Raw genomic sequence first — 23,794 nt, forward strand, 5'->3', positions numbered from 1 at the left:
CTATTCAGCAGCCTGTTTGGTCTCCAGGGGTTTTGGAGTCTTCCGGTGCCGCAATTGCATGGCTGGGGCTTCAACAAAATGCCATGACAGCATCGCGCAGATCATTGTTAGTGGAAATGATATGACCATGTTGACGATGGGGGTGGTGACCCCGGCCTGCGCCACCAACTGCTGGATGGGAAAGGCATAAATGTAGACCCCGTAGGAATAGTCGCCCAGCTTGTTGTAATGCAGCAGCAGAGGCGATTTCGCGTAGCCCAAGAAAAACACCACATATGACAGGCAGACGGCAAAGACCGGCAGAAACAGTGGTGTGAACCAGGCCACAATGGACAGCGCCGTTGCCGTGATGAGCAGGATCGGGGACAGCGGGATGTGCTGGCGCCAGATATAAAAGACCATCCCCGTGAGAAAGGGGAGTCCAAGCCGGGTGAGTTGCTCGATACGCGGGTTCAGGTCGGTCACCATGGCCACCGCATAGACGACCAGGAACAGCAGGGTAACAACAGCAAAGATTTTTTTCCGCCCCAGAATGCCGAGGATGCCGCAGATCAATACACCGATATAGCAGGTGACCTCGTAAGACAGCGACCAGAGTGAGCCGTTGATTGCAGGGCCGTAAGGGTTGGATTCGAACACGCCGGGCAACACGTATTGAATCTTGAACAGCAGCATGTTGCGCACAAAAAATTCCCCGGCCTGCGCCCAGAAAACGGATGCAGGGGCCTGTGTCAGTATGAACCCGGCAACCAAGAGCGTAATCCCTGTCACGACCGCAAGTGCCGGAAACAGACGCAGCGCGCGGGCGATCAGAAATGAACTGGCAGATCGTTTTCTATCGAAGCTGCGTGTGATGAAGAATCCTGAAATGGCGAAGAAGATCCATACGCACACCATGCCCAAGGACAGCCCGTGAAGAGCAGTTTCAAACGGTTGACCAACCGCGCCACCCCAACTGAGCGGATAGGCGTGCGATACAAGCACGCCGCTGGCGGCAAGAATCCGGATCAGGTTGAAATTGTTGTCCCGCCCGTCTGCCCGGTCCGCGATATAGCAGTGCGTAGGATTGCCCGAGGTTGCATGCGCATCCTGGTCTTTCATCCGCGAGTCCTCTGGGTTGGTGACATAAACATATGGGTCCGCAATTATTTGGAAGTTATCCTTTGATACAATATCCACGGTTCAGTTGCTGCAAGTATCTCGAAACCCTGAACCTGTGGCGGAAACGATTCCGTGGAACATGTCACGATTGTATCGGCTTTTACGTTCGATAGTGCATTCAAGGCCGCTGGCAGCGTGTGATTGGCCTCCAGCGCAATTTTCTGAACTGTGCTTTGCACATGGGTGAGCGCTCCGGTGATGCGCAGCGGTTGTTGGGTGGGGTTGGCAAAGGTTGGAACGGCGGTGCCGTTGAAAATCATGAGAAAGGACAGGGGCCTGCAACTGGGCTTGAAGACCCATGCATCCCGGGCGTCTTCAATATAAACCCCGGCCCCCAGGGTACGCGTATCGTGGCCGCTCAGTGCATCAAGATATGCGCTGTAGATCTTGCCATCCTGATACCATCCTACGGTCAGCATCAGGTTGCGCACCAGAAGCAGCCCGGCGATCGACGCAACGGCAGCCCGGCGTGATATCGGTTTCGCGTCGGGGTTCAGGGACAGGCTTGCCGCCAGAAGCGCCAACATCAAAAGCGGAATACGCTCGCTCAGATGTCCGACACCGAACAGGTTCGGGGGCATGAGCAGGACCAGCACCCCGCACACCGCCGCGGCAAGTTTCATACGCCTGTCGATCTGCAATATCCCGGTCAAAAGGCCACCGATCAAAAGGCCCCATAGAACCAGGCCAAAGCCCCAGTCGAAATTGCGCCATGTCGAGTCGGCAACACGCAGAATGCCATCCATTCTCAGATAGGCTTCGGTACCCAGCCGACGCCATAAGGTGCCTTGCTCGGCATGAGCCAGAAGGTTGGTCACTGGCGTGATGACGCCGCCTCCCGCAGTTTTTGTCTGGATGAACAATAAAGCCGGCGCAACGGCGATCAGGGCGAGTCGGGCGGCCCTGCGGATCAGTACACGGGGGCCCGTGTTGCCCGATGATAGGGCGAGGGACAGCTCGACCATACTCAGCAGCAGCCCCCACAACGCAAAGGCCAGCCCGTGAATGAAAAACAGGATCAGCCCCAGACAGGCCGTGACAGCCAGTTGCCGGACGGGACGGTCCTGTGTCGCAATCCAATAGCCGGTTGCGCCCAGCAGAACCCCCAACCCAAGCAGAAAATTCGAAAACCCCCAGATCAGGATGTGGTTATACGCGACCAGACCGGCCAGCAGCACGCTGAGCACCGGGAGGTGCCCGTGCAGAACACGTGACAGATACAGAATACCCGCGAACGGGGCCGCAATGATCAGACCGGCGATCAGCTTGGCACCCAAAAGCGGGGGCAGCACATGCATGATACCTGTGCCCAGAATGTCCAACCCGAGATTGGGTAGCAGTTGCCAGGCGGCTTCGTAGTTTTCCTGCAATACGTCAAAATCCGGCAGTTTGGCCAGAATGTAGTAGCGTGCGATATGGGCATAGAAATCCGTCAACGGAAGGATTGGCGTCACACAGAGCGGAACAAGGCTGACCAACAAGGTCAGCGCCAAAACTGGACGCAAAGAACGGCTTTGAGGAGCAATATTCATTTCTGCCGCGGGCACATTTCTAACCATACACTTAAAAACTAAAAACCTGATCCCTTACTGTCAGGAGCACGTCATCCTGCATTTTTTGCCGTGCCGCAATCATTTGAATCGGCGTGCCATGTTTTACGATACACGGTGTTGCGGGGAATGCTCTGATTGCGTGTTGTCCGGTCCTTCCTCAAAACGGTACAAACCGCGGCAGGCGGTTCAGGCTTGGCTCCATGAAACGTTGCAACCTTGCATCCGCATCCGCTTCGGTTTCACCGGGCAGGATGGGGGTCACAAACCGGACCAGAGCGCCATCGGTGCGCCCCATGGTGAAGCCGTCCTGAATGACGCTCATCTTGGCGCGGAAATCATTGACCATACGCTTGCCGCGCTGCTCGAACCAGTAATAGACCAGCTGTTTTGACAGCTCTTTCTGGATCACGGCGCGGTTGACCGTAAAGCTGCCATAAGGCGTGTTGCCCGGGTTGATCTCATAAGGTTCAAGGCTGAAGATTTCCCAGCCGCCCACCGGCAGGCACACTTCGGGCGAATGGATGCCGTCGCCGTCGGTCTGCTTGTCGTAAAAGGCCACGAACATGTTCACGAAGTCGCCCGATCCGGTATTGATATAGGTGGCATTGAGGTAATCGCTGGCCCCCAGAACCTGTTCAACCTGTGGATCCAACGTGGTGGGCGACCCGGACCAGGGGCCAAGCTGCCGTGGATAGAGAACAAACGGGTCACGTTCCACAGGCCGCACTTCGGAAGCGGGCCGCAGGGTCCAGGCGGTTGAAACCGCAAGCGTCAGAAGGGCCGCAACCGCCAGCGCCACCGATGCGCGAATGCCAAAGATACGCAAGGCAACAGAACCCAGCCCCTGGGTATCCAGATCAATGGTCTCGGCAAAGGGTTGCGGATTCGGCGCCAGGCGCTGCAAGCCGATGGCCATCAGGAACAGAATGGCGACGCAGAGCAGGAAGATGATCCAGCCTTCGAAGAAATGCATGAAGCCTTCAGCCTGCTCGATGCCATGCTGGTTGACCAGCACGCCGATCACACCGATGCGGATCGAGTTCATCAGCACGGTCAGCGGAGCGGCCGAGACCAGCAGAACCACCTTGTGCCAGATCGGGCCACGGTAAAGCAGGGCAAAGAGATACGAGAAGCTCAGGATCGGGAACAGATAGCGCAGCCCGGAACAGGCCTCGGCCACCTGTAGTTTGTAGACCCCCAGATCGATGATGTTGCCTTCGATGAAAACCGAAACACCGGCCATCTGCACGAACCAGACGCCCAGCTCGGACGAAATCCATTGCAGGAAGATCGTGAGCTTCCAATAGACGAACTGCGGCAGGGGCAGCATGAACACCAGATGCAGCACGGGCAACTGATGGTATTTGCCCCGCTGCCAGCCGAACACGGTCAGCATGACGCCGCCCGTCCAGACGATCATGGCATAGGTGACGATATCGGGAATACGGGCCAGGTTGCCCAGAATGGCGATGGTCAGAGCCACGGCAATCACCGCCACACCCGGCCAGCGATCATGCACAACCGGGTTGGGTGGTGGCATGTCCCGCAGTTCACGCAGGAACAGATACAGCGAGATGATCGGGATCAGCGGGCCATGGCTGTATTCGGGGGTGCTCCAGGCGGCGCCCAGAGACACGATCCCGATCCAGAAGACGGGTATCGACCCAAGCAGCAGCAGGACAAACCAGAACAGCCCGACGGTGTTCATGACCGGCAAGCCTCTTCTGGCCGCTTCAAGGATATTACTGCGGCTGTTTTTCGAATCGAGGTGATGCATCACGGTCCATCATGCACAATAAGGTGTGGCCTGAAATTATGACGGCCCAAGCTCCCGCTATTTTGATCCGTTTTCGGGACATTGAGCGCGGGTTGTCCTGATTGTCGATACCATGGACCGCGTGAATGAACGTCAGGGTTTGAGAGAAAAGCGTCGGCCCAAAGTCAGAAAGACCGAGTTTGAAGTTGCCTTAAAGCCGTTCTGATCGTCCATTTCATATTGGTATCCCACGTTTACAGCCCAGTCTTTCGTGACCGCCCGTGTATAGGACGCGCTGAACGTACCGCGCTGGCGCGGGTTGGGTTGACCGGTTCCCTCGTCTTCCTGGTCGATGTAATCGACGCTGAAAGACAGACCCGATACCGGGTTGATGAAATAGTCATATGTCAGAAATACCAGTGTTTCACGTGTTTCTATGCTCTGCGTACTGGTGCCGACCCGGCGTTGCACCGTTGCTCCGATCCGGGAACTGGCCAGCTGGTAGCTGTAGTCAAGCTGCCCGATCGGCGTGACTTCGTCGAATGGTCCTCTGGTCAGGCCCAGGTTGAAGCTGAATAGTCCGTTGGCGCGCTGAAAACTGCGGCCGGCCGTTGCGTTTATCCGTGACCCATTGACCCCGAATGTCTGGTCAATCTGAAAATCCGCCGAGCCGTCTGGCAGGGTTTTGTTCCATGCGAAATCCCAGACGAAATCCTCGGTCACGGTGTTGGTATTGGTTGTGCGCTGGGTGTCATCCACCTGACTGTAACCGATATTCGCACTGACGGTGGTGACAGGGGATATGTCATAGGTCCCCCCTACTGTCACAACCGTCGTTTGCTCATCGGTTCGCACGTTGTCTTCTGCCGAGAAATCAGTGTAGCCGAGACGCAAGTTGGCCTGGAAAACCGGTGACACCCGCAATGTCGTGATCGCCGTGTAATCGCTTGATTTGTTGTCGAACAGGTTCGGATCGATTGTGTTTGTATAAGTGCGTTCGCTATAGCTGTAGATGAATTGGAACCCGATTGGATCATTCAGGCCGGTTTGCCAATTCAGGTTGCCCAGGGAGTTGACCTGATCCCCGATGGTTCCGGTCACATCGGCGGCATCAATTCTGCCATCCAGATTGGTGTCGGTCAGTGAACGATTAAAAGCCAGATCCTGTTCGCGGTAATCCAATAGCAGGTCAAGCTGGCTGTTCTGGCGCGACCGCTGATACGACAGGCGGGCAGTCGGGTCCGCAAAACTGGAATCCGTCCCGATGATCGGCTCATTGGCGATCCGATACAGCCCGGAAAGGTCAAGAGCCAGTCTCGAATCCGAGGTCTGTTTCAGAATACCCAGGGCCAGCGTATTCTCCCACCAGGTCGTGGACCCAAGCGAAGGATCGGTCAGGCGAAGATTGCTGTCATGTCTGAGCGACGAGAGATAATCCAGGGTCACACTCAGGCCGGTCCCGGTCCCAATCTGCTGACCGGTCGGCAGGCCGACCCTTCGGGCCGGATTTCGCTGTGCCTGTTGTGCGATCAGTTGCTGGCTGGGTGTCTGCTGCACAACCGTCGATGCGACGGTTGTCTGCTGCACGGATGTTTGCTGTGTCGAGGTTTGTGTTTGCTGCGCAGTCGTTTGCTGTGTCGAGGCCTGCTGCCCGACAGCTGGTGTAAACGAACTTATGACAGCGATCCCACCCCCCAGAATGGTGGACAGCCTGCTCCTGGATTTCCCCACCTGTATCAGCCCCTATTCGAACAAGCGGCGTGCTGGTACGACAACCACGTCTCCGGGTCTAAGCACTGTATTGCCTTGGATGCCACCGCCCGAGCCTTTGTAGTTATAGGTATATTTTCTCATCACGCCTGTTTTACTGTCAGCCCGGCGCAATTCGATGCGCTTGCGAGCCGCGAAATTGGTCAGACCACCGGCCTGAGCCAAAACCTGAAGAATTGTCGTGCCTTCGGTTGCCAGATGCTTGCCGGGCACATTGACCTCACCCATGATGAACACATCGATGGTTGGTCCGGATGCGGCCTGTCCGCCCAGAAGCGGCGGCGGAGCCAGCGACGCCACTGAAATAAAGACTGTCGGCGGCGTATTGAAATTCGAGGCCAACGCCGATGAAAGCGACGCGCTCAATCCGCTGGTCGACTGGCCGGCCGCACGGATCGAGCCGGCAAGCGGAAAGTTGATGGACCCGTCCGGCAGAACCAGGATGGTCCGATTCAGGGTGGGGTCTTCGAGAACTTCAACCTGCAGCGCATCACCCGGTTGGATTTGATAGGATTGCGCCCATGATGCGGTGGCCACGATCATGGTAATGACAAGTGCGGTCAAGGACCCGATGACTGTACGCATATTCAAATCTCTCACTTTTTCCTACTTATGCCTTCCCACAAGCTGCAAAACAATCAGCAGGGAGTCTGATACATACAAGATGCGGCAGAAATGCAGCGGCGGCGCCTACTGACCTGCGTTGTTCATCGTGACCAGCCGTTCGATCTCGGCCTCAATGGATGAGGCAATCTCAGCCGAGGCTGCCCCGGTCGCTTCCGCTGCACGAAAACTGCGCAAAGCTTCTTCGTGCCGGTCCAGGGCGGCGTATGTTTTGCCCAGATGGTACAGGACAAGAGGATGCCCAGAGAAAACCTGTGCCGCAGATTCCAGGTACTGGACAGCCTCTTCATAGTTGCCGACCTGATACGCCACCCAGCCATAGGTATCTTGAAAGGCGGGTTCTTGCGTGCCCCGCAGACGCTGCGCCAAGACATGCGCACGTTGCAGGCTTTCGGCATCGTTGCGCTGGGTTGTCAGCAGGCTGGCAAGGTTGTTGGCAACCAAAATCGACTGGCCACTGAGGGGGTAGAGCTTTTCGTAAACGGCAATGGCCTGCTCCATATCGCCGGCCTGTTCGTGAAACGCTGCCTGCACAAATAGCAGATCGGGATTTTCGGGCAGGGCAATCAGCGCCTCGGCCAGGACATCCTGGGCTTTTTCGATATTGCCACGCTCGGTTTCCAGCATGTGAAGCGCGACCCATGCCCGTGTTACGTCAGGGCGCTCATCGATGATCGCGCGATAAATCTGTTCGGCTTTGTCAAGTTTCCCTTCTTCCGCCAGCGCACGCGCCTTTACAAAGCGCAATGGCAGGGAATCCGGGGTTTCCGTAAGTTTCTGATCGATCCGGGCAAAGGCTTCTTCGTGTTTGTCCTGTGCCAGCATCAGTCGGATAACCGCGATATCCGCGGGCAAACCGAATTGAGGATCTGCGGCCAATTCGTTGAGAAATTCCATCAGGTCGTCAGAGCGGTTCTGGGAGGCCAGCATGTATGCCCTGAGCTCGTTCGAAAGGCGTTGCGCGTTTGGGTCTGTCAGCGCTTCGAGCGACTTCAGAACAGCTTCAAGGCGGTCCCAGTCCTGCTGGCGCATATAGGTTTGGGCAAGCAGAGACAGCAGGTCCGGATTTTGCGGGCTTTTGCGCAAGGCATCCAGCAACACGCTCTGGGCGATTTCCAAGTCATTTTTTGACAGCAGATATTGACCATAGCGCGCAGCCTCGGCTCCTGCGTTCTGGGACATCTCCGCAGCCAGAGCAAGCATTTCGCCCATCAGTTCGCGATCGCCGTTGCGCTCGTGAGCATTGGCCATAAGGGTCATCAATTGCGGATCGCGGGGGGTCTGGCTCAGGGCTTCGCGCAGCAGGATAATCGCATCACCGGTCTGATTGTCCTCAATCAGCCAGGCAGCCTTGAACTTGAGCGCCCCCACCTGTTTCGGATCTTCTTCAAGGATCTTTTCGACCAAAGCACGAGCTTCTTCAGATTTTCCCTCGCTGAACAGCATCCGGGCAAATTCTACTTCGTTTTCCCGGGTTTGCGCGGTTCGCTCTGCATCTGCCAGAAGATTGCGCATTTCAGCGAGTGCGGTTTGCGTGTCACCGCTGTGAAATTTCAAAGTGGCCCGCCATGCGCGGAGCTTTGCGGCGTTCGTGCTGTCCTGCGCGATGATTGCATCAATTTCGTTGATGGCGGCTTCGGGACCGCGATGGTCGTTCAGGAATGCAATAAGCCGTTGAGTTGGCATGTGATCTTCGGCCTGGGGGTCGATCTTCCCGCGCAGAATATCCTCAGCCGCATCCAGCTCGTTCCAGTCGATGTAATGCTGAACCAGCATCGCCTCGACGCCCTCATCCTCGGGGTAAAGCTGAAGCATGCTTTTGAGCTGCAAAGCTATCTCTTCGTGTTTGTTCTGAGCCTGTAGGGCACGCAGTCGGATCGCGTACAGATTGTCCTGCTTCGGCACTACGGCCAGTGCGGCATCAATCTCGTCGACCACATCATCCCAGAGCTCGTTGCGGACAAGCCAGTCGATCACGATTTTCCGCGCGCTCATCAGATCGGGTTTTTCGTCGATCATTTCGCGTGCGGTCCGAATGATGGAATCCGTTCTGGCCACATCCCCGTTACGGATCGAGTCGGTATAGGCCAGGCTGTTATTGATGGACTCAACCTCGATATTGTCGGGTTCCAGATCGGCGGCTATCGCACCGTGGCGGCGAACAGCGTCCCAGTTGCCCAAGTCAAATGCCATCTCGGCCAGTGCGAAGTGGCTTTCGAAATTGTCCGGGTATTGTTCGACCAACAACAGGTACTGGCCGAATGCGACAGGGATGTTCTCTCGATCACGCTCAAGCCGGGCATAGGTCAGGCGCGCCTCTTTGTGCTGGCCGTTCAGTTTGAAGACATTGCGGAATTCGACCAGAGCGCGCTCGACGTCGCCCTCTTCCAGCAAGGCCAGCCCGGCCTGATAATGTTTCTCGGCCCGCTCTTCAGCGGTGTCACAGGCGCTCAGGAACAGGAGCGCAGCGCACAGAAGCGATGCAAGACGCGGGAGACGAGAAAAGACGGACTGGTTCATGGATAGGTTTCCACACGATCTGGGCGCAACAAGGATACAGCCATCCCAAAAGGCTGCAAAATGACCGTTTCAGCAACCGGTCCCACGCAGAACCGCAAAAATTGTCCGAAACAGGATATGCATGTCCGTCTTGAGCGACATGTCCTTCCAGTATTCCACATCATGCTGCGCACGCTCGGCGAATGTCGAATTGTTCCGGTTGGAGACCTGCCATGAGCCGGTAATGCCGGGGCGCATTCTGTAGTACATGTTGTTTGGATAAAGCTCTTTCTGGCAAACCATCATGGGGCGGGGGCCAACCACGGACATTTCGCCAACGAAAACATTCCAGAATTGCGGCAACTCATCCATCGAGGATTTGCGCAGGAATGTCCCGAACTTGATGATGCGCGGATCATTCCGCAGCTTCTGGTCGCGATTCCATTCCTCACGGGCTTCAGGGTTTGCTTTCAGATGTTCTTGCAGCACGTTTTCGGCGTCATGCACCATTGTGCGTAGTTTGATCATCTTGAAGGCCTTGCCGTTCTTGCCCAGCCGTTCCTGCCGATAAAACGGCGTCACACCCTGGAGGGCCAAAAATGCGGCCAGCATAAGAACAAAAGGCACAACGAAAGGTGCTGCGAGCAAAGCGAACGCAATGTCAAAAAGACGCTTGCCCACACTTCTGTACACCCCTCGACACGGCAACGGAGTGGATACAACAGAAATACCGGAGTAGCCCGCGCCAGCGTTGGCCACTTCTTTCGAATGACTTGTCACTATTTAAACCCCCAACACACACAAACACTCATGAACCACTTACCAAACTCAGGAACCGAACACGCTCGACCTCAACTACATATATTTAAAATCTTATATTTCTATACCACTTCGACCCTGCACTTACTCACTTGCGAGGTCGCTTTCCCGTATACAACTGTTAACAAATTCCACCTGCCTTGCAAAACATTAATGCTGGCGAACGTGTTCTCTGGTCGCTGAATACAGGTGCTTTTTTACGGTATCATGAAGCTGCGACCAATTGATCGGCCGCAAATTCATGAACTTTCGTTTCCCTGCGGGACACAATGGGCAAGAATTTAGCTCTTTAGGTTTGATTCCCGCCCCTGGAATCTCTTTTAATGTGTGATCACCGCAGGTTCTGATTGCCTCTTTCTCGGTCAACCCAATAAGGGCGCAACGGAAACAATCGCGCCGGTCACCTCAGATTGAGAAAGCGGAAAGGTCAATTCACCGCGTGTGCAGTTTAGTGGTGCCTGCTATCTTGATTTTGTGACAAACTAGTACCCAAGTACTTTTTGTTTATGTGATGTGTTCTTTGTGTAAGGGATTTCTGGTGGTTCAGAGTATGAGTTTGGATAATCTCCGGGGGGCCAGTACGAGGTTTGACAAGGCAGAAGGCAACCGAGGTGCAATGGCGTCCAGCGACGGGTTTTATCTAGATTATTTCGGGCTTGACCGACGGCCCTTCACGCTGCTTCCGGATCCCGGATTCATGTACTGGTCGCCGCTGCACAAGCGCGGTTACTCGGTCCTGCAATTCGGCATCATGAGCTGTGCCCCCATCACCGTGCTGACCGGGGAAATCGGGGCCGGAAAAACCACCCTGGTACAGCATCTTCTCAGCGAGATGGAGCAGTCGATCACCGTAGGGCTGATCTCGAATGCCCAAGGTGGCCGAGGAGAGCTGCTGCAATGGGTCCTGCATGCTTTAGGCCTGCCAATCGACAACGACGCCCCCTATGTACAGCTGTTCCGGGAATTACAGGATTTCCTGGTCGCGGAATATGCAGAAGGGCGGCGTGTGGTTCTGATCTTTGACGAAGCGCAGAACCTGACCGTCGAAGGGTTGGAAGAAATCCGGATGCTGACCAATATCAACTCGAACACGGATGAGCTGATCCAGCTTGTTCTGGTTGGTCAGCCTGAATTGCGCGACATGGTTCTTGATCCCAAGATGCGCCAGCTGACACAGCGCGTGGCCGCAAGTTTTCATCTTGAACGGATGGATGAGTCTTCGGTCGAAGCCTATATCAGGCATAGGATGAAAACGGCTGGCGGTTCAGGCGATGAGTTCACCGAAGAGGCCTGCAAGCAGATTTTCAAACAAACGCGCGGTGTTCCGCGACTTGTGAATCAGTTCTGCGACTTTGCCCTGCTTTATGCTTGGACGAATGAGGCCGAGAAGGTGGATGAAGGGGTTGTGGAGCAGGTGGTCAAAGATGGCGTATTCTTTGGCGGAAACTCACTCGAGAAGGAGCTGACAGTCTGATATGGGCCCGGTTCGCTATTACTTTTCCATTTTCCTGAGACGGTTTCCGTATTTCCTGATCGTCGCCCTGATCGTGTCTGTAGCGTCATTCATTGTCGCCAGATCACTGCCTGCCACATATGTCTCGACGATGCGCCTGATTGTTGAATCGCCTCAGATTCCGGGCTCCTTGGCGGCCAGTACCGTCACGACACCCGCGGCGGAACAGCTTCAGATCATCGAACAGCGCCTGCTGACCCGTCCGGTCCTTCTGGAGATCGCACGTGAGTTTCAGGTGCTGCCCGACCAGGATGAGGCAAGCCCTGACCAGATCGTCAAAGCCATGCGCAAGAACACTTCGATCTGGACTTCTGGTGGTCTCAATCAGGCCAATCTGATGACAATCACCTTCGAAGCGCGCAGTGGCCAGATTGCGGCAGGTGTGTTGAACAAATACCTGACGGAAATCCAGAAGCTGGATGTCGCCTATCGCAAGGAACGGGCCACAGATACCCTAGCGTTCTTCGAGCTCGAAGTAGAACGGCTGAGCGACGAGTTGAGCCGGCGCAGCGCCCGTATTCTCGAGTTCAAGAATGAAAACTCCGGCGCTTTGCCCGACAGCCTGCAATTTCGGCTGGCACAGCAGGGGGCATTGCAGACCAATCTTGAACAAACAGACCAGCAGATCTTTTCTCTCAAAGCGCAGCGCGAAAAGCTGGTCAATATCTTCAGTTCAACCGGTCAGGTTGTCGGGGTCTCTCAGCAGAACCTGTCCCCCGCGCAACAACAGCTGAGCCAGTTGCGCAATCAACTGGATAATCAGCGTGTGATTTATTCCGAAAACAACCCTCAGATTAAGTTGTTGCAAGCCCGGATCGAAAAGCTTGAGGAAGTGGTTGCCGCCGAACAGGCAACAAACCCGGCCCCGGTTGATGTGCAAACAGGCAATTCGGCCCTTGATCTGCAACTGGCCCAGGTCGACTCGCAGATTTCGGCGTTGGAGGATCAGAAGCGGGTTATGGAAGACCGTCTTAACGCTCTGACGTTGACCATCGATCAGACGCCGGCCAATGCCATCACACTGTCTGAACTGCAGCGCGAACATGACAACATCCTAAACCAGTACAATGCCGCGGTCAGCCGCCTGGCCGCAGCCTCGACCGGGGAACGGATCGAAGTCACGTCCCAGGGGCAACGTATTTCCGTCATCGAGCATCCCTCTACGCCAAGCGAGCCGGCCAAGCCAAACCGCTTGATGATCGCCGGCGGGGGCGCTGCCTTTGGCATCGCACTGGGGCTGGGGCTTGTGGTCCTGCTGGAGATCCTGAATCGCTCCGTGCGTCGGCCCGAAGACCTGATCAGCAAGCTTGATGTCTGGCCGATCGCCACTATTCCCTATGCTCCGTCCCGCGGTGAAGTGTTGATGCAGCGCGCGGTATGGGGTGGGATCATACTGGCCATTCTAATCGGAGTGCCGGCCGGGGTCTGGGCGGTGCATACCTATTACCTGCCTCTCGATCTTATTACCGAGAGAGTGATGGATAAACTGGAGACATACTGGTGAGTATTGTTTCGATTGATTTGGTGAATGTGTGATGGACCGTCTTCAGAAAGCGATTCAAAAGGCGCGCGAGGAACGGCAGAGCCGCGAAAGCCCGCCGCCGGTCATGGAACAACCGCCCCGTCATGCCCCGTCAGAAGACGCTCGTGACGCCCGGTGGCAAAGCGTGCCCGAGATACAGATCGACCCCAAACTTGCAGTGCGCAACCGGCTTGCATCGCTTGCTGGCGGCGGAGACGCCACCCCCTATGACATGTTGCGGACCAAGATGCTGCAACAGATCTTGTCCAACAAATGGCGCAGGGTGGCATTGACCTCCCCGTACAGCGGGTGCGGCAAAAGCACGACGACGGCCAACCTGGCGTTCAGCCTGGGGCGGCAGGAAGATCTGCGGACGATCGTGATCGATTTCGACATGCGGCGCAGGGGGCTGGCCGAGATTCTGAAGCAAACCGGCAACCACAGCATGGCCGACGTCATTCAGGGATCGGTGCCGTTTCACGAACATGCGCTGCGGTATGGCAAGAACGTGATTTTCGGGCTGAATTACACGCCCACGCGCAACCCGGCGGAAATCTTGCAAAGCCGACGGGCGATCGAATTTCTCGAACAGCTCGAGGCGGATTACAAACCCGACGTCATTCTGTTCGACACGCCCCCCCTGATGATGAGCGATGACAGCCACGGCTTTCTCAGGAATGTCGATTGTGCCCTGCTTCTGGCTGCGGCCGAAGAAACCAGCATCGACCATATCGACGTTTCCGAACAGCAACTGGCGGAACTGACCAGCGTCATGGGGATCGTGCTGAACAAATGCCGATACATCAGCGGGACGTTTGGCAATGAGTACGGATCCTACTGATACGGCTCCGGCCGATGCGGTGATCATTCCCCATTACAACGATTTGCCCCGGCTGGAACGATGTCTTCTTGCCCTGAGAGAGAACGATCTGACGGCGACCGAAATCGTTGTCGTTGACAATAACTCTCCGGTGTCGCTGGACACGATGCGCCAGGCCTTCCCCAAGGTGCGTTTCGTGGTGGAAACCCAAAAGGGCGCGGCCCATGCCCGCAATCGCGGGGTTGCAGAAACCAGAGCGCCCCGGCTGTTTTTCATCGATGCCGATTGCGTACCCGCGCCGGACTGGTTGAGCGTCGGGCGTCAGGTCGCGGATCAGGCCGATCTGATTGGTGGCCGGGTAGATGTCTTTGACGAAACCCCGCCCCCGCGCAGCGGCGCAGAAGCGTTCGAGGCCGTTTTTGCATTCAACTTCCGCAGGTATATCGAGGTTCAGGGGTTTTCCGGCGCCGGCAACCTACTGACCCGGCGCGATGTGTTCGATGTGATCGGCGGGTTCATCAACGGTGTCTCGGAAGATCGGGAATGGACCATGCGCGCGGTCGCGCGCGGGTATAGCCTGATCTACCGGGACGACTTTCGTGTCAGCCATCCATCCCGGCAGAACTGGCCCGCCCTCAAGGCCAAGTGGCGGCGCACGACCCAAGAGGCATATCTGCTGCATGGCACCAACGCCGCCGCGCGCATGCGGTGGGCGATCCGTGGATTGGCCATGCCGGCCAGTGCAATTGTGCATACCCCGAAAATCCTTACCAGCGACAAGCTGACCTCGGCGGGCGAAACCAGTCGGGCGGTCATCACGTTGTTCCGGCTCAGATGTCAGCGGATGATCTGGATGTTGCGCCAGGCAGCAGGCGGCGACATCTGATCAAAAGAAAAGGGACCGCGAAACGGCCCCTTGTCCTGTTTGTCAGGTTTGTGTGTCGCTCAGGCGGCCCTGCGGCGACGCGTCAGAGCCAAACCACCAAGCGCGGTCAGAAGCAGCAGACCACCGGCGGGCAGCGGAACTGGTGCGACGTCGAAATCAAACGTAACCGGCACCGGATTGCCATTGGCATCGGTCGCCCCTTGAGAGTTGGCCCAGCTAAACACCAAATTCTGGCTCAAGGTGTTCGGGCTGACGCTGCTGAACAGCGTGCTGAGTGTCGTCTGAACACCACCCAGAACCGACGTCGATGCCAGCACGTTGGCCGGATTCAAGGCGTCGACCCAGCTCACCGTCAGACCTGTGAACGTGCTCAGCAGATTGATGGTGATCGAAGCGTTCGCAACACCAAAAAGAGGATCAATCGGCGACTGGAAGTTGATCATGTAAGCCCCGGGTCCACCCATCGTGGAAACGGTACCGGAGAAGAGCGTGTCGGAGGTGATGTCATATCCACCCCCCGGAAGAGGACCACCACCCGCTGACACCGAAGTCAGAGCGCTGGCCGATCCGGCCATCATCACAGCAGTAGCAAGCCCCGCCGCCATCATTTTAAAAGTTCTAAACATACAAAGTCCCACCTTTGATTTTTATACACACAACCCGCTCGAAATCTCGGCAGGGCACCTACTGCAATTATTAATAATTCATTTCTATTTGATTGCGAAGGATTTTCCTCGGAATTGTGGCTTTTTTTTGTCGCAAGGGCCCATTGCTCAGCACAATGGATACCTGAGTTACAGTTTGTTTCCCTATCGTGAACCAGAATCACCCGAATAAGGCGAATCTGCGTCTGGAGAACATGCCGACTTTCCGGCGATTCCAAGCGTTTTCACATTGCACCAAGCATAATCCGAACCGGTTCAGGCAATGCAGAACCACGCCCGATCACTCTGTCATGAAATGCAGCCGGCACGTCTTTTCACATGACGGGCGCCCCCGTGCCGCACAAGGCAAGAAACAATACAAATCATTTCAGCGCACTGTCCACTTTCGGCCCGCGACAAGGGCCCTGCGGATCGCGACAGAAGGGAAAAAGGCCACAAACCCGGGCTCCGCCATATTTCTTCTTCGACGGTCCGAAAGTTTCGTGTAGCTTTGGATTGTTATTGTACCAAGTTCAGGCACGCATTTTCAATCGGAAGCCCTTGTTTAGCCGTTTGTCTATTGTGCCTGCCTATTTAGCGAGGAGACATTGCGCATGGGCGTTGGCCAGAACATAGCCGCTGAGAATGCGAACTGGACCTTTGGGGGCAGTGTTCCCGATACGTTTGTAGACCACATCAAATTGTCTGTTCCTCTTTATGAAATGGGTCACGGCCTGATCTGTCAGGTTTCCGATTTCTTCGTCCGCAATGACAGTCTCTGCTATGAAATCGGCACATCGACCGGAGAGTTGATCCGCAAGCTGGCAGAACACAATGCGGGAAAGCCGGACGCACGCTGGATCGGCATCGATGTCGAACCCGAAATGGTGAAGGTCGCCGAAGCTCATTGCGCGGACGTCCCGAACATTTCCATTCTTCATGACGATGCCCGTCATATGGAGATGGAAAAGGCGGACATGATCGTCAGCTATTATACAATGCAGTTCATCCCGCCCCGGTACCGGCAGGAACTGTTCACCAAGATCTACAACACCCTGAACTGGGGCGGTGCGTTTGTCATGTTCGAAAAGGTCCGGGGGCCGGATGCGCGGTTTCAGGATCTTGTGACTCAGCTCTACAACGAATTCAAAATCGGCAACGGATTCTCAAGCGAGGAAATCGTCGAAAAGGCGCGCAGCCTGAAAAGCGTGCTGGAGCCATTTTCCACTCAGGGCAATCTGGATCTGCTGGGCCGGGCCGGTTTCAAGGATGTGATGAGTATTCAGAAGTATATTTGTTTCGAAGGTTTTCTTGCTATCAAATGATTGCTTAACGCCATGCCGGCAGAGACCGGAGTGGGATAACACCGCTTATGGCCCGATTGATGGAGGCTGCCGAGGACGCTGATGAACGCGCCTGATTTTGATCCCTGTGAAATGGCACTGGAAGACGGGCTGAATGCGATAGTTGCTTGCCTTCAGCACACCGTACTTGCGGCAAATCTGGTCGCAGAACGGATATGACCGTGCCGGCTCTTTCGGACAAGCCACCCTGGACGGTCGGGGCTTTCCTCCTGTTGGTCGCGGCGCTGCTGGTCTGCCTGTCCGTTCTCATGATCAATGGCGGGCCGCTTTATTACTTCGACACCGGCAGTTACATCCGGCAGGGAAATGTGGCCTTGAGCAGTTTCCTTCCACCGACAGCTGACAGCGTTGCGGCAGGTGTAACCCACGCCGCCGATGAGGATAACACCGCAACCGGATCACGGTCACTGATCTATGGCCTCATCATGGCTGCGCTTGTTCGGGTCGATGCCCTGTCCGTCCTTCCGGTATTGCATCTGGCTGCTACGCTGCTGGCCGTTTGGATGCTGGCGCGAACCGCTGGCCGGTCGCCGGGTGGGACGCCGAACACAATCATGATGACCGCAGTGCCTTTGTTGGTGGCAGCCAGCACTTCATTGCCGTTTTATGTCGCCTATATGATGCCGGATATTTTTGCACCGGTGCTGCTGATCGTGATTGCCTCACTGACGGCCTTTGGGCGGATGATGCAAACCTGGGAACTGTTTTTGGTATCCAGTCTGGCCCTGTTCAGTGCCCTTCTGCACCCGTCTCATCTGGCGGTTGCAGCGTTAATGATACCTTTTGTCGCTTTGGCCGCGCTCTGGGGAAAAAGACCACGACGCTGGCGTGCGACAATCTTGATGATGATGGTTCTGGCGCTGGCACTGGCCGAGCGCAAGGCCTTTCAGGTCACCGTGGAAATCGCCACCAACAAAGAGGTCGTCTATACGCCGCATATCACCGCGCGGCTCATCGTTGACGGGCCGGGCATGGATTATCTGGACGAGGTCTGTCCGAATGCCGAAGTGCCCACCTGCGCGCTACACGAAGCGCTGTCGTGGTCAGATGATCCCTACAGGCTGACACCATCCCATATCATTTTCGAACGCTCGCCCAACCTGGGTTCATTCCGGCTCATGTCACCCGAAGATCAGAAACGGGTTGCCCTGTCCCAACGGGAATTCGCCAAGGCGGTTTTCCTGTCCCGGCCCCTTTCCACCTCGTTGGCGCTGGCCCGGAACGGCTATCAGCAGGTATTGCGCTATAGCATTGCCATGACGATCCCAACGGCTGTGGAACTGGAAAACGCCCGCTGGTTGGCCAGAATGGAAGATATCCGGCCCGATATGTTCCAAGGCGGTTCATTGTCTCGGGACAGGGGCTGGATAGAAACGGCCGATATCGTACACGGCGCGATCTATGCCGTGTCTTTTGCCTTTATCGTGTTTGTTCTGCTGCGGCCGGGTCGTGTGTCGCGTGACATGAAGCTGTTTGCGCTGTTCATCCTGATCGGAATAGCGGTCAACGCTCTGGTCTGCGGAGGAGTATCTCAACCCGCGGATCGTTACGGCGCGCGCGTGATGTGGTTGTTGCCCTTTACAGCGGCCTTTCTTTTCCTTGTTCAGCGCCCAGGCGCTTCGCGTATCATTGCCGGAGATCCTTCGTGAGTTCAGATCAATCCCTTTCCATCAGCGTGGTCATGCCGGCCTACAACGCCGAACATCTGCTGCCGCGCGTTTTGCCCCCATTGATTGAGATGCTGAATACCGGACAGGTGCAGCAGGTTCTGGTGGTGGATGACCAGTCCCCGGACGGCACTGCGGCGCTGGCACGGGAAATGGGCGCAACCGTTCTGGCCACGCCCGTCAATGGCGGTCCCGGAGCGGCCCGCAACCTGGCCGCCCAGCAGGCCACGGGCGATGTCCTGTGGTTCGTGGATTCCGATGTCATCGCCTGGCCCGATGGCCCGGAACATATTCGCCGGGCGATGTCCGAAGACAATGTCGGTGCCGTGTTCGGATCCTATGATGATGCCCCGGACGGGCAGGCCTGGTTTTCACGCTACAAGAACCTTCTGCATCGCTATCACCATCAACGGGCCCGCCGCGAGGCGCGCACCTTCTGGGCCGGGTGCGGCGCCATCCGGCGCGACGTGTTTCTGGAGGTCGGTGGGTTCGACGTAAAAACCTATGAGGTCCCCTCGATCGAGGATATCGAACTGGGCTACCGGATCGCGGCCACCGGCCGCCGTATCCTGGTCGAGCCGCTTTTGCAGGGCAAACATCTGAAAGTCTGGACCATTCGCAACAGCCTGAGCACGGATATCTTCTGCCGCGCCCTGCCCTGGGCCCGGCTGATGATCTCGCGCGAGGGGCTGACGGATGACCTGAACACCTCGATGGCCGAGCGGGCCCGAGCCGCAATTGCCGGGCTGTTGCTGCTGTCGCTTCTGGCTTTGCCGTTCTGGCCGGGAAGCTGGCCTTTGCCTTTTGTGTTACTGGCTGCGGCCTTTGTCGCCAATCTGGATCTGGTGCGCGCCATGTCCGGGCATGGCGGGCCGTGGTTTGCGTTCAAGTGTCTGCTCTACCATCAGGTCTATTACGTCTACTCGGCCACCATCTATGTCTGGTGCCTGTTCGAATATCACATGCTGGGCAGACGGCATAACTTGTCGGTCAGGCGAAGTTAACCTGTCCGGTTTCACCCGTCGGAAACCGGACAAACCGATCAGTTTGCCCTGCGCAAGTTTCCTTTGAGGGACCGCGTTCTGGGCTTTCTGGCAGCTTCAATCTGGCCCGGCAGCGTTACCGAAACGCGCGCACCACCCAGAGGGGATGTTCCGATACTGACGGATCCGCCGTAAAGTTCAGCGATATCCTGCACGATCAAAAGCCCCAGCCCATGCCCCTCGGTCTCATCGGCGTTGTCTTTCCGAGCCGACCCCTCTGATTTACCCGCCCCCATCCCGGGGCCATCATCCTCGATACTCAACGTGATCATGCCCGGCTCGGATGCCGTCACGGATATGCGCACATGGCTCCTGGCCCAGAGACAGGCGTTTTCAAGCAGATTGCCCAGGATCTCCTGAATGTCGGCCTCCTCGCCCCAAAAGGTGGTTCCGGCGTCTATGGCGTTTTCGATATGCGGCATCCTGTTTCGGAGTGTGATGCCAAGTGCAAACGATACATCTTCGGCACAGGCATGCACCGGAGAGGATTTTCCATAGGGGCGTTCGGTACGAGCACGGCTGAGGTTCCGTTTGATGACACCGGTCATACGCCCCACAAAATCCGTTATCTGATCTCTTTTATCCCCCTCAAGCTCTTCGGCAACGCGCGCCAATGCCGCCAGCGGTGTTTTCAGGCCATGCGCCAGCTCTGCGTTTTTTCGACGGTGTTTTTCGATGATCGTGCCGTTGCGCCAGTGCAACTCGCGCAGTTCCTCAACCACGGGAACCAGATCGGGGGGCCATTTCTGATCGTCTATGATGGTGTCGTTTTTACGCATGACCTTCACGGAATTGCTGAGCCGCTTGAGCGGCATCAGCCCCCTGTTCACGGTGATGTAGACCGAAACCGAAACCATTATGGCAAGACCAATGAAAATCAATGCAATCAGCTTTGCAGCCCGGTTGGTCTCTTCCGTGACATGCATCAGCGGGGCCGCAATCCGGAAGGTCAATGTCTCATCCGGTTCCATCCCGGGAAACACGGCCCGCCTTCCACGCAGAACATCTCCGCCCGGGATTACGAAATTCCCCCCGGCTTCCGGGACGTCCAGAACCCAGCTTTCCGCAGTAACAGGGCCAAGTGACGGGGATTGCAGCAGGATTTCGTCAGACCCGTCGCGCGTCAATTGCCAGAACCATTGCTCATTGGTCAGGTCATAAAAGCTCGGGCCAACGCTCTCGAGCAGTTCAGCCTGTGCCCCGTCATAGGCGACCCGCCGGGCTTCGATCAACAAATCCTGCCCAAGCAGCAAATCCATTTCGCTGATTTCATGAGCCCGGTAGACCTGAATGCAGATCATTGCCCCGATACCCAGTATGGCGCAGCAGATCGCTATCGTGGCAATCGAAACGCGACGGGGGATCGTGGCCCAATTATGCGTCATCTACCGGAATCCGATACCCATGCCCCCGCACGGTTTCCACCATTCCCGCCGAAGTTTTCCGACGCAAACGTGAGACAAGAACATCGATGACGTTCGATTGCAGATCCATATCCTCGGCATAGATATGTTCGATCAGATCTGCCCGGCTGACGACAGATCCCGCATGCCGGGCGAGATGCTCCAGCGCCCGGAACTCGAAAGCGGTCAGCGATACGCTGCGCCCTTTGAAAAAGGCGGCTTTTTCATCTGGCAGAACCGAAAGATCTCCGACATCGATCGAGGGCGTACCACGCCCGCTTGCACGGCGCACCAAGGCCTCGAGCCGCGCCAGAAGCTCTTCGGAATGAAACGGCTTTGACAGATAATCATCGGCCCCGCTGCGCAGCCCGGAAACGATGTCGTTCCAGCTGTCACGCGCCGACAGGATCAGAACCGGCACAGCCACATTCCGGCTGCGCCATTCCCGCAGGATCGACAACCCGTCCAGCCCCGGCAGCCCCAGGTCCAGCACGATCGCGTCCCAATCCTCGGTCTCTCCCAGAAACAGCGCATCATTGCCGTTTCCTGACAGTCTTACGATATCACCCCGGGCGCGCAGCAAACATTCAAGATCACCGCGCAGTGTATCGTCATCTTCCGCAACCAGTACCTTCATAACCCCTCATACGGGACAAACGGCCCAAACGTGAACACAGCATGACAAGACCCGACATGCACCGTTCACCCCACCTTTTATATATTTCACCCGATCGGTTGTCGAAAGCGATCCGTTTTAGAACCCAAAATTTAGTTTTAGCGATTTGAGGTGCCGGATGTGCGGTCTGTTTGGAATTTTCCCAGAGGATACAACCTCATCCCCTGATGTCACACGGCTTCGTCAAAGCGGTTTCGCCATTCGGCACCGCGGCCCCGATGCCGGCAATATTCTGAGCGAGCCCGGTCTTGGCCTGGCCCATCAACGCCTGTCCCTGGTTGATACCGACACCCGGTCGGATCAGCCATTTACGGACCCAAGCGGCCGCTACATCCTTGTCTACAATGGCGAAGTCTATAACTTCAGAACCCTGCGCGCTGAACTTGAGGCTTTGGGCATCCCGTTCCGCACAACCTCGGACACCGAAGTGGTGCTGCACAGCCTGATCCAATGGGGCGAAGATGCGCTTGCCCGGTTCGATGGCATGTTTGGACTGGCCTTTATCGACCGGCAGACACACCGGGTTCTGCTGGCCCGGGACCGGTTCGGCATGAAACCTCTCTACTGGATGCAAGGGATGACCGAACAAGGCCCCGCCTTTCTGTTCGGTTCAGAGATCAAGGCCTTCGAACCCTGGATAACCCTGCAACCCGATGTCAACTCGATCACGGCTTACCTGATGAAATTCGGAGGCCCGACCAGCGGCCCGACCTTCTATCAGGGGATCCGCAGCCTGACACCCGGCACTTACCTGTGGCATGACGGAGCGGGCAATATCGACATCGCCTCTTTCTTCCACCTGACCGACTTTCTCGACCTTGATGAGATGACCCGTCTCGATGGCCTGTCGGCTGCCGATATCGTCGATGAATATGCGGATCTCATGCATAAATCCGTGGCCTCTCATTTATTCGCGGATGCACCGGTTGGCGCGTTTTGCTCTGGCGGGGTGGATTCATCCCTGATCGTTGCCATCGCAGCGGCCCAGCACCAGAATATCGCCCTGTTCCACGCCAATGTGAAAGGCGCCTGGAGCGAGGTGGACGCCGCCTCGGATCTGGCCAAAAGCCTGAAACTTGATCTGCATGTCATCGAGGCTGAAGAGCAGGATTTCGTCGACATGATCCCGCGTGTAATGCGTCACTACGAATACCCGTTCTCCTATCATCCCAATTGCGCGCCACTGATGATGATCGCCCAGCTCGCGGCGGATTCAGGGATCAAGGGGCTGTTGTCAGGCGAAGGATCGGATGAGCTGTTTCTGGGCTATCCCTGGCTTGGCCGCAAACGCCTGACAGACGGGTATGAAAGGATGATCAGCGGGTTGGGATCAGCCATACGTGCAATACCGGGGGTTGGCCCGATCCTGGCACCTGACCGGATGGGAAACATGGAAAACGTCCGCGACATCCTGAATGGTCGCGAGATGGCGCAGGACAAGCGGGCTGTAGCCGACAGCCTGGCACAGCTGCCTCGCAAGTTTCAGGAAAGAGGCCGGCAATGGAGCCTGGATTACATGCACCACCATCTGCGAACGCTTTTGCATCGCAACGATACAATGGGCATGGCTGCCGGGATCGAGGCGCGGTTCCCGTTTCTGGATACACAGGTTGCCCGGTTCGGGATCAATCTGCCCACACGCTACAAACTCAGGACCTCTCCGTTCGTTTTCGAAAAGGCGCACCCCTTCATCCGCGACAAATGGGTGGTCCGCGAGGTTGCCAACCGCTACATCCCCAACACCCTGAGCCAGCGCATCAAGATCGGGTTCTGGACGACGGTGTTTCAGCGGCTTGAGATCCGGCCGGAATACTTCAGGAACGCCCATCTGGGGGATCTTTTCAGCCTGACCCGAGCACAGGTAGCAGATACAATCGAAGAGGCCAGTCCGGACCTTCGGCTGCGGTTGCTGTTGACCGAGGTCTGGCTGCGATGCCGGCTGGACCATCAGGACGAAGATCGCGAAATCAACAGATTACGCGATCACGTCAGCATCCGGCCGGACAGGTTCCGCCCCCGACCCTCCTCTGCCAACAAACCTGTGGGCGCTGCGGTCCACAGTTGAAGGGCTGCC

At 56.6% G+C, this 23,794-nt stretch carries 18 protein-coding genes; 8 read left to right on the top strand and 10 right to left on the bottom strand.

Going from position 1 to position 23,794, the window contains the following annotated elements; all coding sequences use genetic code 11:
* The 7 genes from ACR0DJ_RS19215 to ACR0DJ_RS19245 form a co-directional block, all read right to left on the bottom strand.
* Window positions 1-1,101 (bottom strand): acyltransferase family protein, encoded by a 1,101-nt coding sequence (locus tag ACR0DJ_RS19215; RefSeq protein WP_170346991.1) that lies wholly within the window; start codon window positions 1,099-1,101, stop codon window positions 1-3.
* A gap of 44 nt (window positions 1,102-1,145) precedes the next feature.
* A complete protein-coding gene (locus ACR0DJ_RS19220; protein ID WP_480686047.1) occupies window positions 1,146-2,693 on the bottom strand; it encodes a hypothetical protein in 1,548 nt (515 codons plus the stop codon).
* A gap of 178 nt (window positions 2,694-2,871) precedes the next feature.
* The gene (xrtD, locus tag ACR0DJ_RS19225) at window positions 2,872-4,422 is read right to left on the bottom strand and encodes a VPLPA-CTERM-specific exosortase XrtD (RefSeq protein ID WP_480686048.1); all 1,551 of its coding nucleotides are present in this window, start codon (window positions 4,420-4,422) and stop codon (window positions 2,872-2,874) included.
* A gap of 201 nt (window positions 4,423-4,623) precedes the next feature.
* Complete coding sequence (locus ACR0DJ_RS19230; protein ID WP_170346997.1) at window positions 4,624-6,057, bottom strand: hypothetical protein; 1,434 nt, start codon at window positions 6,055-6,057, stop codon at window positions 4,624-4,626.
* Between the two features lie 156 nt (window positions 6,058-6,213).
* Window positions 6,214-6,825 carry a polysaccharide biosynthesis/export family protein gene (locus tag ACR0DJ_RS19235; RefSeq protein WP_170346999.1) on the bottom strand — a complete coding sequence of 204 codons (612 nt, stop codon included), beginning with the start codon at window positions 6,823-6,825 and terminating at the stop codon, window positions 6,214-6,216.
* 105 nt (window positions 6,826-6,930) lie between these two features.
* Window positions 6,931-9,384, bottom strand: coding sequence for a tetratricopeptide repeat protein (locus ACR0DJ_RS19240; protein ID WP_480686049.1), 2,454 nt, complete (start codon window positions 9,382-9,384; stop codon window positions 6,931-6,933).
* Between the two features lie 69 nt (window positions 9,385-9,453).
* Window positions 9,454-10,143 carry a sugar transferase gene (locus ACR0DJ_RS19245; protein WP_368040377.1) on the bottom strand — a complete coding sequence of 230 codons (690 nt, stop codon included), beginning with the start codon at window positions 10,141-10,143 and terminating at the stop codon, window positions 9,454-9,456.
* Between the two features lie 655 nt (window positions 10,144-10,798).
* Here ACR0DJ_RS19245 and ACR0DJ_RS19250 point away from each other — a divergent pair.
* The 4 genes from ACR0DJ_RS19250 to ACR0DJ_RS19265 are packed head-to-tail and all read left to right on the top strand — an operon-like array spanning window position 10,799 to window position 14,923.
* Window positions 10,799-11,656: an ExeA family protein gene (locus ACR0DJ_RS19250; protein ID WP_480686050.1), complete on the top strand. Its 858-nt coding sequence runs from the start codon at window positions 10,799-10,801 to the stop codon at window positions 11,654-11,656.
* Window position 11,657: 1 nt separating this feature from the next.
* Window positions 11,658-13,199 carry a GumC family protein gene (locus ACR0DJ_RS19255; protein ID WP_170347005.1) on the top strand — a complete coding sequence of 514 codons (1,542 nt, stop codon included), beginning with the start codon at window positions 11,658-11,660 and terminating at the stop codon, window positions 13,197-13,199.
* A 31-nt stretch (window positions 13,200-13,230) separates the two neighbouring features.
* Window positions 13,231-14,058 carry a CpsD/CapB family tyrosine-protein kinase gene (locus ACR0DJ_RS19260; protein ID WP_170347007.1) on the top strand — a complete coding sequence of 276 codons (828 nt, stop codon included), beginning with the start codon at window positions 13,231-13,233 and terminating at the stop codon, window positions 14,056-14,058.
* Entirely contained in the window at window positions 14,039-14,923 is an 885-nt protein-coding gene (locus ACR0DJ_RS19265; protein ID WP_480686051.1) for a glycosyltransferase family 2 protein, read from the top strand. The genes ACR0DJ_RS19260 and ACR0DJ_RS19265 overlap by 20 nt, the downstream gene beginning before the upstream one ends.
* Before the next feature lie 59 nt (window positions 14,924-14,982).
* Here the strand turns inward: ACR0DJ_RS19265 and ACR0DJ_RS19270 are convergent, their stop codons facing one another.
* On the bottom strand, window positions 14,983-15,549 hold the full coding sequence (locus tag ACR0DJ_RS19270) for a VPLPA-CTERM sorting domain-containing protein (RefSeq protein WP_170347011.1): 567 nt from the start codon (window positions 15,547-15,549) through the stop codon (window positions 14,983-14,985).
* A 632-nt stretch (window positions 15,550-16,181) separates the two neighbouring features.
* On the opposite strand from ACR0DJ_RS19270, the gene ACR0DJ_RS19275 reads away from it, so the two are divergent.
* The 3 genes from ACR0DJ_RS19275 (at window position 16,182) to ACR0DJ_RS19285 (ending at window position 19,602) form a co-directional block, all read left to right on the top strand.
* A complete protein-coding gene (locus ACR0DJ_RS19275; RefSeq protein WP_170347013.1) occupies window positions 16,182-16,892 on the top strand; it encodes a methyltransferase domain-containing protein in 711 nt (236 codons plus the stop codon).
* 194 nt (window positions 16,893-17,086) lie between these two features.
* On the top strand, window positions 17,087-18,580 hold the full coding sequence (locus tag ACR0DJ_RS19280) for a hypothetical protein (RefSeq protein WP_480686052.1): 1,494 nt from the start codon (window positions 17,087-17,089) through the stop codon (window positions 18,578-18,580).
* Window positions 18,577-19,602 carry a glycosyltransferase family 2 protein gene (locus ACR0DJ_RS19285; protein ID WP_480686053.1) on the top strand — a complete coding sequence of 342 codons (1,026 nt, stop codon included), beginning with the start codon at window positions 18,577-18,579 and terminating at the stop codon, window positions 19,600-19,602. Before ACR0DJ_RS19280 ends, ACR0DJ_RS19285 begins: the two co-directional genes overlap by 4 nt.
* Before the next feature lie 38 nt (window positions 19,603-19,640).
* On the opposite strand, the gene ACR0DJ_RS19290 is transcribed toward ACR0DJ_RS19285, so the two are convergent.
* Window positions 19,641-21,026, bottom strand: coding sequence for an ATP-binding protein (locus ACR0DJ_RS19290; protein WP_425080221.1), 1,386 nt, complete (start codon window positions 21,024-21,026; stop codon window positions 19,641-19,643).
* Window positions 21,016-21,681 carry a response regulator transcription factor gene (locus ACR0DJ_RS19295; RefSeq protein WP_170347020.1) on the bottom strand — a complete coding sequence of 222 codons (666 nt, stop codon included), beginning with the start codon at window positions 21,679-21,681 and terminating at the stop codon, window positions 21,016-21,018. The genes ACR0DJ_RS19290 and ACR0DJ_RS19295 overlap by 11 nt, the downstream gene beginning before the upstream one ends.
* 157 nt (window positions 21,682-21,838) lie before the next feature.
* Between ACR0DJ_RS19295 and asnB the strand changes: the two genes are divergently transcribed.
* A complete protein-coding gene (asnB, locus tag ACR0DJ_RS19300) occupies window positions 21,839-23,785 on the top strand; it encodes an asparagine synthase (glutamine-hydrolyzing) (protein ID WP_480686054.1) in 1,947 nt (648 codons plus the stop codon).
* The last annotated feature ends 9 nt before the right edge of the window (window positions 23,786-23,794 follow it).

The sequence above is a fragment of the Ruegeria sp. BF10 genome, from assembly GCF_056538725.1.